The 15396-nt window shown below is 51.0% G+C and carries 10 protein-coding genes and 1 tRNA gene; 1 reads left to right on the top strand and 10 read right to left on the bottom strand.

The features are described 5' to 3' along the window. Positions 1-275: 275 nt before the first annotated feature. Entirely contained in the window at positions 276-518 is a 243-nt protein-coding gene (locus DXB70_RS04320) for an HPr family phosphocarrier protein (RefSeq protein ID WP_118472750.1), read from the bottom strand. 493 nt (positions 519-1011) lie between these two features. Between DXB70_RS04320 and DXB70_RS04315 the strand changes: the two genes are divergently transcribed. Then, a tRNA-Trp gene (locus tag DXB70_RS04315) sits at positions 1012-1082 on the top strand. A gap of 251 nt (positions 1083-1333) precedes the next feature. Here the strand turns inward: DXB70_RS04315 and radA are convergent. The 9 genes from radA to DXB70_RS04265 all read right to left on the bottom strand — a co-directional run bounded on the left by radA (position 1334) and on the right by DXB70_RS04265 (position 15343). Continuing rightward, entirely contained in the window at positions 1334-2737 is a 1404-nt protein-coding gene (gene radA / locus DXB70_RS04310) for a DNA repair protein RadA (RefSeq protein ID WP_118672758.1), read from the bottom strand. A 161-nt stretch (positions 2738-2898) separates the two neighbouring features. After that, positions 2899-3312 (bottom strand): hypothetical protein, encoded by a 414-nt coding sequence (locus DXB70_RS04305; RefSeq protein ID WP_022359635.1) that lies wholly within the window; start codon positions 3310-3312, stop codon positions 2899-2901. Positions 3313-3436: 124 nt separating this feature from the next. Beyond that, on the bottom strand, positions 3437-5884 hold the full coding sequence (locus DXB70_RS04300) for an ATP-dependent Clp protease ATP-binding subunit (protein WP_118672722.1): 2448 nt from the start codon (positions 5882-5884) through the stop codon (positions 3437-3439). 28 nt (positions 5885-5912) lie between these two features. Then, positions 5913-6947, bottom strand: coding sequence for an ATP--guanido phosphotransferase (locus DXB70_RS04295; protein WP_118672721.1), 1035 nt, complete (start codon positions 6945-6947; stop codon positions 5913-5915). Next, a complete protein-coding gene (locus DXB70_RS04290; protein ID WP_107000012.1) occupies positions 6931-7497 on the bottom strand; it encodes a UvrB/UvrC motif-containing protein in 567 nt (188 codons plus the stop codon). Before DXB70_RS04290 ends, DXB70_RS04295 begins: the two co-directional genes overlap by 17 nt. A 73-nt stretch (positions 7498-7570) precedes the next feature. Beyond that, on the bottom strand, positions 7571-7945 hold the full coding sequence (locus DXB70_RS04285) for a GntR family transcriptional regulator (RefSeq protein WP_022359631.1): 375 nt from the start codon (positions 7943-7945) through the stop codon (positions 7571-7573). A 359-nt stretch (positions 7946-8304) separates the two neighbouring features. Beyond that, positions 8305-10689, bottom strand: a complete 2385-nt coding sequence (locus DXB70_RS04280; RefSeq protein ID WP_118672720.1) for a cadherin-like beta sandwich domain-containing protein — start codon at positions 10687-10689, stop codon at positions 8305-8307. A gap of 124 nt (positions 10690-10813) precedes the next feature. Continuing rightward, positions 10814-13348 (bottom strand): SH3 domain-containing protein, encoded by a 2535-nt coding sequence (locus DXB70_RS04275; protein ID WP_118472747.1) that lies wholly within the window; start codon positions 13346-13348, stop codon positions 10814-10816. A gap of 501 nt (positions 13349-13849) precedes the next feature. Continuing rightward, the gene (locus tag DXB70_RS04265; protein WP_022358437.1) at positions 13850-15343 is read right to left on the bottom strand and encodes an oxaloacetate decarboxylase subunit alpha; all 1494 of its coding nucleotides are present in this window, start codon (positions 15341-15343) and stop codon (positions 13850-13852) included. Positions 15344-15396: the final 53 nt, after the last annotated feature.

Raw genomic sequence — 15396 nt, 5'->3', positions numbered from 1 at the left:
TGCCCAAATTTCTGAGGCGTACGCGGTGCGTACGTTGATGAAATTCGGGTGCGGCTGGCGGAAAATCAGCCACAAAAGCACGTGCAGAAAGACTCCGAGAGTACATATATATGTCTATCAAAAAGACTGCAGACACCATCTTCTCTCCGGCACCCGCAGTCTTTCTTTATTTTCGTACTATCAACTTTTCTTTCATCATGTCGATTCGAGCCATACATATCCTTCCAAAATATCTATGATATCTATGTTCCACTTGAACCAGCCTTCCAGCCCTTTTATGCCGCTGTCACATTGTTCGCTTCCATCGTGTCAAGAAACGCCTCATACTCTGCATCCTCGCCCATGTACTCAACGGTCAGAATCTGTGTCAGATCCAGGCTCATAACTCCCAGAATCGACTTGGCGTCAATGACAACACGGTTATAAAAAACATCAATATCAAAATCGCATTTCATAGAAGCATTGACAAATTTCTTTGCATCTTCTATCGTTTTCAGCATAATTTTTCTCTGTTTCATAATAAACAACTCCTTTTTACTGAATGTACCAACAGAATTTTTTCCTCCGTTTTTTAGGCACATTTAAAACCATAAAGATTTATTCAGTGTTTATAGCATGATTTTTGTCGAATGTCAATTTGATTTCTTTTATACCGCATATTTTTAATACATGATTTTTACCAAAAAAGCAGAGTGTTTCTTAGTAAAATATTCCGACGTCTAGAACTATCGTCGTATTCATTTCATGATATATTGTCATTATTTATATACATCAAATGGTTTAACGGATTGGTTTTGGGCAGTTGAACTAAATATTCATTGTGATTTTCCACCCAGCATGAGCACACAAATTCTCTTTTACCAAATTATCCTGATCTCTAGTTTCCATATAAAATGATGAATGATACTTAATAAATGGAAAAAAATATATTAAATCAAAAAAAATGAAAAATCACAAAAAAATTGTTGACTTTTCGTTATGGCTATGATATTATAACTGAGTCAGCAACGAAGGGGAATAGTTCAATGGCAGAGCAACGGTCTCCAAAACCGTTAATGGGGGTTCGAATCCCTCTTCCCCTGCTTCTAAAGGCGTCAGTGATTCAGAGATGAGTCATTGGCGTTTTTTGTTTTTTTAAACATTCAAGTCGAACGTCCGTGAGACTTGACGCGTGATTCTGGTCAGAGAAGCTGACATATTCCTATCAGAATCACTGCGCATCCTCACGGAGCGTTTATCTCAGTCGGAGACCCAACTCCCACTGAGACAAATTTGCTATTACTCACATTACGCTAATATTATTTTTCTTAAATTTTCCCAAAATCCAAGCAACCTACAGCAGCCCAATCGCCTCCCGCACATTTGCCACCCCTTCCAGCCGGATATCCGACCTTGGTTTCAATTTACTGACATTGACCATCGGAAGAATGCATCTTGTAAATCCCATCTTGACTGCCTCATGGACTCTCTGCTCTGCCATCGAGACGGCGCGCACCTCTCCGGAAAGTCCGACCTCGCCAAATACGATCGTTTTCTCATCCAGCGGACGGTCTTTATAGCTGGAAATCAGCGCCATCACGATCGCAAGGTCAAGCGCCGGCTCGTTCATCTTCATGCCGCCTGCAATGTTGACATACGCATCGTACCCGGACAGGGCATAACGGCATCGTTTTTCCAACACTGCCATGAGCAGGTTCACACGGTTGTAATCGACGCCCGCTGCTGTCCGCCGCGGCAGTCCGAAATTCGTCTTTGACACCAGCGCCTGCACTTCCAGAAGAATCGGGCGGGTTCCCTCCATAGAGCAGGCAGTCACCGCACCGGATGCCTCCGCCGGGCGCCCTTCCAGCATAAATTCGGATGGATTCGGCACCTCCGCCAGTCCTTCCTCCCGCATCTCAAACACGCCGATCTCATTGGTCGAACCGAAACGGTTCTTCACTCCCCGCAGAATCCGGTAGGACGCATGACGATCGCCCTCAAAATATAGCACTGTATCGACCATATGTTCCAGCATACGCGGTCCCGCCACAACGCCCTCTTTCGTCACATGACCGACGATAAAGACTGTCACGCCCAGTCCTTTTGCGAGCTGCATCAGGACGCCGGTGCACTCTCTTACCTGGCTGACACTGCCCGGTGCAGAACCTGCCGCCTCGATAAACATGGTCTGGATCGAATCGATCACGACCACATCCGGGCGTACCTCCCGGATCACCTCCGCGATCGTATCCAGGTTCGTCTCGCTCAAGAACGAAAGTGGTCCGCGCACCGTCCCGATCCGGCTTGCCCGCAGTTTGATCTGTTTTAATGACTCCTCGCCGGAGACGTATAAAACCTTTTGTTCCTGTCCTGCCAGGTTCCGGCAGACCTGCAGAAGCAGGGTTGATTTTCCGATTCCCGGATCTCCGCCGACCAGTACCAGGGAGCCACGCACCACGCCGCTTCCAAGCACCCGGTCAAGTTCTGCAAATCCGGTTCTCGTCCGATCCGTATCGGAAAGCTCAATTTCATCTAAGCTGACCGGCTTTGCCTGCGCGCCAGCCCGTTTCCCCGGTGCCACCGTCAGCGAAGCCGCTGCCGCATACCGCCCTGCTGCCGTACCGGATGATGCCGGTGCGGACGGCGCTTCCACCATCGTATTCCACGCCTTGCACGCCGGGCACTGCCCCATCCATTTGGAAGATTCATAACCGCATTCCCTGCAGAAAAATCCCGTTGATTTTGCCTTTGCCATGCTGATTCCTTTCCAAACACTTCTTCTCATATTTCTTATTACACAAAAAGCTGCTGCATGGCGGAAACCGGCTTCCGGCGCACACGCCCGCCATTCCTGCCATGCAGCAGCTTTCATCTCATGCATTGTAACTTGTACGTAACGTTTTGTTTTTCTTTTCCTTATCTGGCTTCAATCCGGATTGCGGTTGCCTTGCCCGGGTTCAGCTCCACGCTCAGTACCAGTTTGCCGCTGACGTTGGTCTTCATGCCACCGACCGATACGCCGTCTACATATACCTCATACTCACGCTCATCCTCTAACTGAATGGTAATCTGAGCATCCTTCTCGCCCTCAACCGAAAACTGTACGGAAGTATCTCCCGCCTGGAAATGATTGACTGCCGTGCCCGGTACCGACTCATATACGAACATTCCGTTGCGCTCCAGCTTGGTAATCTCGCCGAATGTTTTTACCTTATAAAGATCGCCCTGAAATTCAAAATCCTGCAGCTTGGACTTTGCTGCTAACATATAATTGCCAAAACTGATGGTTCCGTCATCCTCGATGCGGATTAACTCGCTAACTACTGGCATAATGTTTTATCCTCCTAGTATCCTTTTAATCAATATCGCAACTGCTCCGCACTTACACAGTTGCTCAGTAGTATCATTTTAACACACTTCGACCGGGTTTACCAGTCTTTTCGCTTCCAGCCCTTTAGACCGTCTCAAATTTCAGCTGATCACCATCTTTTTCAATCCGAACCTCTGTTTTTTTCCGGATCGTGCCTTCCAGGATCTTCTCAGAAAGCTGATCCTCGATCTGCGTCTGGATCGTCCGGCGCAACGGTCTTGCACCATATTTGGAATCATATCCCTTGTCTGCCAGAAAATCGATCGCATCATCTGTGATCGTGAGCGTCATTCCAAGCTGATCCTCCGTCCTTTTCTTGATGCCGCGCAGCAGAATGCCCGCGATCGTCTTGATATTCTCCTTCGTCAGAGGATGGAATACTAAAATCTCATCGATTCGGTTTAAAAACTCTGGCTTAAACATCCGGCGCACTTCCTCCATCACGCGTTCTTTCATAAACGCATAATCCGCTTTCTCACCGCTCTCCGACGAGAATCCAAGCCGCTTCGGGGAAATAATATTTTCAGCGCCCGCATTGGAGGTCATAATCAGAATCGTGTTCTTGAAATCCACCTTCCGTCCCTGTGCGTCCGTAATGTGCCCGTCATCGAGGATCTGCAGCAGAATGTTAAATACATCCGGATGCGCTTTTTCAATCTCATCAAAGAGAATAACCGAATATGGATTGCGACACACCTTCTCGCTGAGCTGTCCGCCCTCCTCGTAGCCAACATATCCTGGCGGCGAACCGATCATCTTGGAAACGCTGTGTTTCTCCATGTACTCCGACATATCAACGCGGATCATCGCATTTTCCGTGCCAAACATCGCCTCCGAGAGTGCCTTGGAAAGCTCTGTTTTTCCGACACCCGTCGGCCCCAGGAACAGAAACGAACCGATTGGCCGCTTCGGATCCTTGAGTCCCACACGACCACGGCGGATCGCACGCGCCACGGCGGATACAGCTTCCTCCTGTCCGACCACGCGCTCATGCAGAATGGACTCCAGTTTCAACAGCCGCTCTGACTCTTCTTCTGCCAGCTTGCGAACCGGGATCTTCGTCCAGTCAGAAACAATGTCCGCAATCTCATTTTCACCGACCACTAACTTGCGTGAATTTTTCTCTTTTTCCCATTTTTCACGAATCTTTTCAATCTTTTCCTGCTTTTTCTGCTGCTTCTTCTTGATCTCACCGGCTTTCTCATAGGCTTCAGCCTTGATCGCCTCTTCCTTCTGGCCTTCGAGTTTTTTGATCTCCGCTTCGAGCTTTTTGATCTCCTCCGGCTCCGTATATACAGTCAGACGCAGCTTCGAGGATGCTTCATCGATCAGATCGATCGCTTTGTCCGGCAGGAAACGGTCATTGATATATCGGGCAGACAGGCGCACCGCTGCCACCAGTGCCTCATCCTGGATCGTCACCTTGTGATGTTCCTCATAGCGGCTGCGAAGCCCCTTCAAAATCTCGATGGATTCCGCCTCCGTCGGCTCATCCACCATAACCGGCTGAAACCGGCGTTCCAAGGCCGCATCTTTTTCGATGTATTTGCGGTATTCTTCCAGCGTCGTCGCACCAATGAGCTGAATCTCGCCTCTCGCCAGCGACGGTTTCAGGATATTGGAGGCATCGATCGCGCCCTCCGCGCCGCCTGCGCCGATGATCGTGTGAATCTCGTCAATAAACAAGAGCACATTTCCACTCTCCCGCACCTCGGCAAGTACCTTCTTAATCCGCTCTTCGAACTCACCGCGGTACTTGGATCCTGCGACCATGCCGGACAAATCGAGGCTGACAACCCGCTTTTTCGCGATCGTCTCCGGTACATTGCCGGAAACAATGAACTGCGCCAGACCTTCCACAACCGCCGTTTTTCCGACGCCTGGTTCCCCGATCAGGCACGGATTATTCTTCGTCCGGCGGCTTAAAATCTGAATAACACGTTTCATTTCCCGTTCCCTGCCGATGACTGGATCGAGCTTTCCGTCCCGCGCCATCTGAGTCAGATCCCGGCTGAAATTGTCCAGATTCGGTGTATTGCCTTTCTCCGGGCGCACCCGTCCTGCTGCCGCATCTTCCGCCGCCTCGGACGGCGCATCATCGCCCATAGCCCCCATCAGATCCACATATAATTTCTGAATATTAACATTCATTGTATTGAGTAAACGGCACGCAGTTGATTTTCCATCCTTGATGATGGCAATCAGGATGTGCTCCGTTCCAATCAGAGGCGCTTTGAAAAAAACCGCCTCATCATAACTCGCCTGCAGCACGGCGCGCGCCCCCGGCGTATATTCAATCTGTCCCTCTACCTGAGTCGCCACTGCCGGGCTTATCAGACGCTCCATCAGTTCCATGACACGCTCTTCTGTCACATCATGTTCTGCCAAAACCGCTGCCGCCACGCCAGTTCCCTCTTTTATCAGTCCTAAAAGCAGATGCTCCGTCCCCACATAGCCGTGTTCCAGCTCCTGCGCTGTCTCGACTGCCAGACGGATCGCTTCTCTGGCTTTCTGAGTAAAACGATCGTTCATTTTACTGTTCCTCCTGTTTCTTTTTACTTTACACCAGCTTCGGCAGTTCCTCACGCAGATACCGCGCCCGCTCTGCCTCCAATTCCTCACGTCCCAGCGGCTTGCTCGAACGTTTCTGTAAGTTTGCCGGCTGGATGCCGATCATCAGGCGGTAAATACTCACAAATTCTGCCGGTTTTAACAGCCCGTCCGCAATGCCCGCCCAGACATGAGATAGAAATGTCATCGCTTCCTTGAGCGTCATCCGGCGCGCATATTTCAGAACGCCGTAGGACTTGTACGCCTCATCCTCCCGCTCCAGGCGGTGCCTCGACAGAGAAACCTCGCGGAACTGATTTTCCTGCGCCGAGAGCTGCCCCGCCACGTTGGCTACCAGCTCCAGAATCTCTTGTTCGGTGATGCCGAGTGTCTTCTGATTGACTACCTCGTACAAATCGCCGTAGTTTTCATTGCCTCTGCCATAAACGCCGCGCACGGTCGTGCCGAAACGTCCCATATCGCCCAGAAGTTCCTGAAATTTCTTATTCATTGTCAGAGACGGCAGATGCACGACCACGGACGCCTTCATTGCTGTTCCGACATTCGTCGGATAGGACGTCAGATATCCATATTTCTCATTAAATGCATACGGAATCTTCTCGTTGATATAATCATCCAGCGCATCCGCTTTTGCATAACATTCTTGCAGATCGAGTCCCGATGCCAGCACCTGTAACCGGATATGATCGTCCGCATTTAATACCATGCTGACCCGCTCATCCTCCGAACAGAGGATCCCGCCCGGCGTCGTCTTCTCCGCCAGCGTGTGGTTTAAAAGCCGCCGTTCCCGCAATGCGGTGCGGTCAAGCTTCTCCATCAATTCCAGATCTTCATATTCATAAAACTGACCGTCCCAGTCACCCAGATCGCGGAAATTCTGTTTTAAACGGGCAATCATCGTCCGCGCCTCATCCGGCTCCAGACTGCTCGGAAATTTATATTCCTCCCAGTTCCGAGACAGACGCACCCGGCTGGAAACGATATTGGACGCATCATTCGCCACTTCCTCAAACCATTTCGTCATGTCTCATCTCTCCTTCCAGACTGTGTATCTTATCCCGGCAGGCAGCAGCCGTCTCATAGTCTTCTTCCTGCAACGCCGCTTCCAGCCTGCGTTTCAGCTGCTTAATCTGCTCTTCCGGGCTGAATTCCAGTTCTCCTTTCTTCGTCACCTCTGCAGCCGCCTGACTGCGCGGCTGGATCTTCGGATGTTTGCCGGTATGGCTCGAATTTTCCTGCAATTTCTTAATTTTCTCTCCAAGCAACGGATCAAACACATGATAACAGTCCGCGCATCCGAAACGGCTGTTCTTGATAAATTCTTCATACGTCGTGCCGCAGGTCGGGCATACCACATCCTCTTTCGGTGCCTGGCTGGCAGACGCATCCGTCAGTCCCAAAAGGCTCGAAAGCAGTTTTCCAAGCGGAAATTCTCCCTCAATCAGTGCCGAGTACGGTCCCAGATCCATCTCTTTCGCGCACTGGGCGCAGAGATTATGCTCTGTCTTGACGCCGTTAAACACTTCTGTATATTTAATATTCGCTTCGCGAATCCCACATTTCTCACACAGCATAATTTATCCTCCCAACATACACATCCCGCAACGGTTCCAATACACAAAAACCATCGTCCGCAGCCGGAACCTGCTATTCCGCTGTAAATGCGTCATAAATGGAATCCACCAGATTGTGAACCTCCTCGCGGCTCACATTTTTACAGACACCTCTTGCCAGAATTACACTGAGATCCCGGCGCATCTCCGAGATCGTCCGCATCTTATCCGTGTCAAGTGCAATCACTGCCCCGCGGCGGCGGTCCACACGCAGAAAACCTTCCTGTTTCAGTACAGAATATGCCTTGTTGACCGTGTGCATGTTAATTCCGATGTTATCCGCTAACTGGCGCACGGATGGCAGCGTATCGCCCTCCCGGATCTGGTCGGTTGCAATCCCGATGATGATCTGGTTTATGAGCTGAATATAAAGCGCTTCCTCACTGTTAAAATCAATCTCTACAATCATACTCCACCATCTTTCATTCTGACGGCAGACCCCGTTTCTAAATACAGTCAGCCGCCTGTTTTATCATTTGTTATATAGATTGTATAACAAACAGATGTTTTCGTCAACTGTAAAACTGTGTTAATTGTGTGAACTTGTTACTGATCACGGATAGGCACTTTTGGAACTGAAAGTGCCGTAAGAAAACGTGGTCGCAGCAGGAATTTGCCGTATTTAAATGCGAAGCCACGGCAAATTCCGTTACTGGGCACGTATGCGTGAACAGTAACGTGAACTTGTTACAAAAAAATCGATATAAAAGAAAAGACAGATACCCGCCAGAAATCTCCTGGACAGATATCCATCTTTTCCTCTTTTATTTACTGCGGATCGTCGATATACTCAAATCCATCCTCATCACGCCGATCCCGCTCTAACCGGGCTTTTGCCTCGCGGGCGCGTCTGGATCGCTCTGATTCCGACTCATATCTCGTTGGGCGATCACCGTATTCCTCCCGTTCCAGCGTGTAGTAAAGCTCCGAGCGGGATGCCGGGCGCACATAAATCGCCGGGCGCGCATTCCGGCGTTCTCCCGATGCTGCAGACTCTTTCGCCGCACGATGCGCCGATGCAGGCGTGTAATCGCGCTGCAGGCGGCTTTCTTTTGCTGAAACGGCACGTTCCCGTTCTGTGCGTCGGCTTTCTGCCACTGCCTGGCGTTCCCGCTCTGCACGGCTTCCGTCTGCCGAAGTTCTGCGAGGACGCTCAGTACGGCTTTCCTCTGCCGCATCTCTGCGGGTGCGCTGCAGACGTTCTTCTTCTGATGCCTCTCTGCGGACACAAGCCGGACTGCTTTCTTCTGGCATTTCTCTACGGACGCGTTCGGAACGATTTTCGCTTCCTGCTTCCCGGCGGCGTCTTTCCTCCGGCATCCGTTTTGCGCGGTCTGCCGATGCTGCTGCCTCCATACTCCGCTCCCGGCGAACCGGCTGGGACGCGTGCCCCTCATCCCTTGTCCGGCGGACCGGCGGCGTCTCGCGCTCCTCTTCCCGCTCCCGGCGGACCGGTCTTGTCTCCAGCGTCTCTTGGGTTCGGCGCGCACTCCGCCGCCCTTCCTCCATCCGCTCTGCGGACGGGCGGCGTCTGTCATCCGCTGCCATGCGCTCCTTCTCACTCCGCGCTGCCGGTCTTGCCGGCATCATTTCCCCATCTTCTCTCTTGTCGCGCCCAGTGCCTCGTTTCACCCGTGCGTCTGCCGCCGGTCGTGCATTCGGCGATGACGGACGACGCTTGGACCTCTGTCTGCCTCCGGCTGCCTGCGCTTCCTCTCTCCACTCTTTCCGCTTGAGCAGAAGATTGATCACGATAAAGAACAAGATTACACACGCTACGCCCAGAACCGCAAGCATGACAAAGCGGATATTATAATCCCTGCAAAGTGCGTTGTACTTATCTACAATCTCTTCCACTTGTGCATCATCGTATTTAGTTGCCAGAGACGGGTCTTCAAAATACCGCTGGAAGGTCTTTTCTGCAATATCATACCGATACAGCGACTTCTCGCCGCTCTCATTCATACCATATACGACACAATACTTCTGCTGTTCATCGCTCTTCCACACCCAGCCCTGCACTTTATACGTGCCGTTTAACTGAATGGTCGTCTCCATAAATCCATCCGGAATCTGAACCGACTCATCCGGTGGAAGCACCAGAATCGACTTTGCTGTCACATCGATCGTCACATACGGCGATAACACACCGGATTCCGGTATATAAATATAAAATGCACCATTTCCATCGGCACCCTGCAAATACAAAAGCGTCAGGTCATTGCCATTTCCACACTGGACCTCTGAACCGCCATAAGTACAGGTAGACTGCGTATATCCTTCCGGAAGCAGGGAGGCATCAAATTCCGTCGCCACCGTATAGGAAACGCCGTCTATTTCCACATCCAGCCCGTTTTTCACAACCGGCGTTGTCCCAACTGCCTCTGTTTCAGCCCCTGTCTCCGCCTCTGACGGCACATCGACCGTATCGAGCTTATTGACTGTGATCGTGTAGCTCTTAGTTGTCTGTCCATCCTCCGCCGTCACCTTGCAGACAACGGTATTAGCACCTACCTTTAAGCCGGAATCACCGCTGACAAGGACTTTCGCCTTGCTGTCCTTCGCACTCGCGCTGACCGCCAGCTTATCGACGCTGGCTCCTACCTGCGCCGTATAGGAAGTCACATTTGGCGAAAATGCAGGGGAAAGTGTTCCTGGAGAAATCTTCAAGGACGAAAGCGCCGCTTCCGCCGAGGAGGTTGCCGGTGCTTTTACTTTGACGCTCGCCGTCCCCGTTTTAGAAACTGTGACTGCCTGTGCATCTGAGTCATAGACTTCATAACTTCCCACAGAGATCGAAGTATTTCCCGCCTGCACTGCCTTGAATTTCAGCGTATAGGAAAATGCCTTCGTCGAATTGGAATCCATCGTTCCAACTAGGCGGACGGAACCTGCACCGCCGCTTGCGTTATTTCCGCTCACAAACTCAATGACCGACGGATCATAGGAAAGTACCACGTCGGATGCCCCTAGATTTCCATCCTGAGAGGAGATCTTCACATTGACGCTGAACTCCTGACCCACCGTCGCACTCGGATCGGAAAATGAAATTTTTGCGCTGGATGCATAGGCGCTGATCCCGCCAACCGGCGCCGCCACCGTCAGCATACCTGCCGCAAGTATACCTAATATGATATTTTTAAACCTTTTCATTCAACTGCCCTGTCCTATATTCTTTATTGGTAACGGTCCCATATCTGCACCGTTCCCTTTCTTTACAAATTTTCACGTACCCGCTGCCATCTCTCAAGACCAGCCGCAGGTACGTGAAATATCCCTACAGTCCCAGAATCTTCTTCTGCATCAGAAGAATATCCAAAATATCTACTTTTCCATTTCCATTTAGGTCGGCGCGCGCGATTTCCTCCGCTCTTAACTTTCCAAGTCCCAGTATCGACCGCTGTGCCAGCAGGATATCCATGATGTTCAGCTTACCGTCGCCGTTGACATCCCCGCGCACCGACGATGCCGCATGCGTTCCCGATGTGGACTGGGATGGTGCCGCCGCGCTGGTCGGCGACTGGCTCCCCTGCGGACTGCCGGCGCTCCCGACAGACTCCCCATTTGGCGCAATCAGGGTTCCGGAACTGCCGCTCCCAAATCCATTCACATTCGATCCCGGTGCAGACTGCCCGGAAGGAGAGCTTCCTGAACTGCTTCCCGAAGAGGTCGGACCGACAATCTGCACATCCGAACCGCCGGAGGAAGAATTTCCTGAACTGCTTCCTGAAGACATGCCCGGTCCCGTCGCCGGACCGCTAGAGCTGCTTCCAGAGGAAACGCCGCTTCCAATCGAGCTTGAGTAGGTCGGACCGCCTGACTGGCGCACTACGTGAAGGACGTAATTTCGCAGATTTCCATTTGCCGCTTTGACCGTCACGGTGATCTCATTGACACCGCTCTGCAGATCGACCGTTCCCGTTCCGGCAATCGTTGCCTTGGAATCAATCGCGCTCGCTGCTACCGTCACGCTTGCCACCGACGGATCCACGATCAGATCGTAGGACTCTGTATCTCGGTTAAAGGTCGGTGTCAGTGCAAATCCATCGACACCCAGCGCCGACAGCTTGTTGTTCGGGCTGCCGTCCAGCGTCGGTTTGACGCAGGCGCCCGCCGGCATATTTTTATACACCGGAATCGAGAACTCAAGTGTTGTATTTGCCAATGCCGTGATCTTCGAAAGCGTCAGTCCTTCGGCAGCTGCCGCCTGCACATTCGTCATGTACTGGTGTTTATAAAGGTTGCTGCCCTGCACATTAAATTTCTTTAAGTACAGCGTATCCTGTCCTTTTTTTACATAATTCTCGCCGTAATAAACCGAACCGCCACGGATCGATTTCTCGATGCTGTTCCACGGGCGCAGATAGGTTCCCGACTGGGATGCCCACCAGAGTCCGCGTTCTACCGCACTCATCGAGCCGGACTGATATGCCTCTATATTAAAGAAGTTATAATAACCCTGATAGCCGGACACCGTTCCGGAAATACTGCGTCCGGTTCCCTGGCTGCCCTGTTCCTGCAGAATCATCGATGCCAGAATATATGGATTGACTCCCGATTCGGATGCCGCATTCATGATGATATCTACATAGGAAGTGCCGATTGCAGACTGCTGCGCCACTCCCGTGGAAGTTCCCGAACTGCTGGAAGTGCCACTTCCCGGTGCACTTGTTCTTCCGCTGCTGGTTGAACCAGAAGTTGTTCCAGTTGTGCTGCTTCCCGGTGCGCTTGTACTGCCACTGGTGGTTCCAGCCGTGCTGCTGGTTGTCCCCGATGACTTATTCGATGTGCCGCTGCTGACCGGCGCCGTCTCCCCGTCTGCATTGTTGGAAGAAAATCCATCTCCCGCCATGCCCGGTCCATTGGTCGCTGCCACCCGCTCCGTCTTATGATCGCTGATCGAAGCAATCGGAGACGACAGACCGGCGCTGCTTCCGCTCGAACCTGACGAACTTCCCGGTCCCGTCGCTGAACCGGAAGAAGAGCTTCCTGAACTACTTCCCGTACCGGCCGATACCGACGAGCCGCCCGACACCGTGCCGGAAAGGAAGGTTCCGCTCACCATGTTCTGCAGCCCCGTCTTCGTGTGAAGCGAACTGTCATACGACTGTTTCATGAACTGGTAAATATATTTATCATTTAAGAAATTCCGCGGATCCATATAATAGGCGATAATATCCGAAGACGCCTGTACCCAGGAGCTTCCGTCAAAACCCGGCCAGGTTCCGGTTCCCCAGTCATACGCACCTGTCTCGGTCGATTTCCAGGACGAAATGCTGCTGCTCGCAACCAGGTTCCGCCCGATCACGCTTTCATTTTTCAACGCTGTGTTCCAATCCAGATTTGTCTGGAACGCCGTGAACGTCCAATTCGGATATTGTGCATGCAATTCCCGGAGCCCCTGTTTATAGCTCTCCGGAAATCCCTGCTTTGTCAGATAGCTTTCAAAATCCGAATCCGATTTGATCGCAGTCGGAAACTTTATGTATTTGCTCGAAACATAACCCGTCTGCTCACCGCCGCTTCCGCTATATCGTATCTGATACCATACGACGCCATCCGTTCCCGTCTGCTCACCAAGTACTGTAACTGGTGCGCCCTTGGACAGCTTCGCTAGTGCCTGATACGAAGTGCCCGGACCACTCCGGACATTCAGGTTTGTCGCATTGACCGACGCGGTTCTCTCTTCCGCATAGCTGACGATCCCCAGCAAAGACTCTGCTGCAGTACCTGCCAGCCCTGGGTTGACCGCCATCACAGCGCCCAGCAGAAACGCCGCCGCCCGTTTCCCCAATAACTTCCATTTTTTCATCCGTCTATCTCCTCATTCTGCTGCGTTTTCTGCAATTCATCCCCCGCAACGGAATTCTTATTCTGTCTGCCGCCGTATTTCCAGACAGCCGCTCGACTGTTTTCCATCTTTTTCACGTTTTTACAATCGTATCTATTATAATGAAAAAAGACCATATGTGTCAACCTTACCGAAAAAACTTCGCAAAATTTGGGGCCTTTGCGCGAAATTGTAAGATTTCCTTAATTTTTAGAAGCAGTATAAGTTGGCTTTGAAATGTTTTCCGGATATATGATTTTTGAATGCATGACCGCATGAAAAAGAATGTGCCTTGGCACATTCTCGCGCCGAGCGCGGTCGCTTGCGACATGTTTCTGCTTCGCGCGAGTGCGCATCCTCGCGGAGCGTTTTTTTGTTTCATAGGACATAATTTCCTATGAAATAAAAAAGGGAGTGCCAACCCGGTACACTCTACCGATTCTGGCACTCCTTTTGGCTCAAAATCCTTAAATTCTTTTTAGCTTAGATCTGGTAAGACTCGCTTTTTCTTCCAGCCCAGGTATTGATGCCGTTTCCATCCATCTCCTCAGTGGACACCGGTGCTTTCTTTACTTCCGGTGCAGCCGCTTTCAGGATCTCACGTTTCTCAACCGGCGGTTTCTTTGCCGGACGGGACTCGAAGAACTCTTTTGCCACCTGTGGGAACAGTGCATAAGTCAGGACATCCTCATCCTGCTGCTTCCACTGCTTCATCTCCGCCTCAATCTTCTCAAGCTGCGGCTCGATCAGATCTGCCGGACGACAGGTAATCGGTTTTGCATCGCCGATTGCTTTCTTCTGAACTTCTTTGTCGAACGGCTTTACAGTCTGTCCGAACTCGCCCATCAGAAGTTTCTTGGATTCCTTTGTGAACATCTTGTAGCGCTCGCCCATCAGGACATTTAATACAGCCTGCGTACCAACGATCTGGGAAGACGGAGTAACTAACGGCGGCTCACCGAAGTCTTTGCGGACTCTCGGGATCTCTTTCAGAACATCGTAGTATTTATCCTCTGCGCGCGCTTCTTTCAGCTGGGAAACCAGGTTGGAAAGCATACCGCCCGGAACCTGATAACGCAGGGTATTGATGTCAACGCCCAGAACCTTGGTATTCATCAGACCACTCTTTAACGCTTCCTCACGCATCGGGCGGAAGTAATCTGCGATCTCCGCCAGTTTTTCCTGATCCAGTCCGGTATCATACGGAGTACCTTTGAAGGTCTCAACCATAACCTCGGTCGCCGGCTGGCTCGTTCCCATCGAGAATGGGGACATCGCGGTATCGATCATGTCAGCGCCCGCTTCCACTGCCTTTAAGTACGTCATGGATGCAACGCCGGAGGTGTAATGCGTATGGATATCAATCGGAAGATCAACTGCTTCTTTCAGTGCTTTCACAAGGATCTCTGCATTGTACGGGGTCAGAAGACCTGCCATATCCTTGATACACAGGGAATCAGCGCCCATATCCTCGATTCTCTTTGCAATGTCTTTCCAATAATCCAGTGTATATGCATCACCCAGTGTATAGCTCAGCGCTATCTGTGCGTGTGCTTTTTCTTTGTTGGCTGCCTTTACCGCTGTCTCCAGATTGCGGATATCATTTAAACAGTCAAAAATACGGATAATATCAATACCATTGGCAACTGATTTCTGTACGAAATATTCTACCACATCATCTGCATAGTGGTTATAACCCAGAATATTCTGTCCACGGAACAGCATCTGAAGTTTTGTCTTCTTAAAACCATCTCTCAGCTTTCTAAGGCGCTCCCACGGATCTTCCTTCAGGAAACGAAGGCTGGCATCGAATGTCGCACCGCCCCAGCATTCTACTGCATGATATCCAACCTCATCCATCTTTCCGATGATCGGAAGCATCTGCTCCGTTGTCATTCTGGTTGCAATCAGAGACTGGTGCGCGTCACGAAGGACAGTTTCCACGATCTTAACCGGCTTTTTCTTTTCATTTGCCATTCTAAAGATACCTCCCAATACACTTTTATTATGAGTCAACTATCTGCGACCTG

The organism is Clostridium sp. OM05-5BH (genome assembly GCF_003481505.1).
In the GTDB taxonomy this organism is placed as follows: Bacteria; Bacillota; Clostridia; order Lachnospirales; family Lachnospiraceae; genus Otoolea; species Otoolea fessa.
The sequence above is the reverse complement of the archived record's forward strand: the minus strand, read 5'-3'. Positions and strand labels throughout refer to the sequence as shown.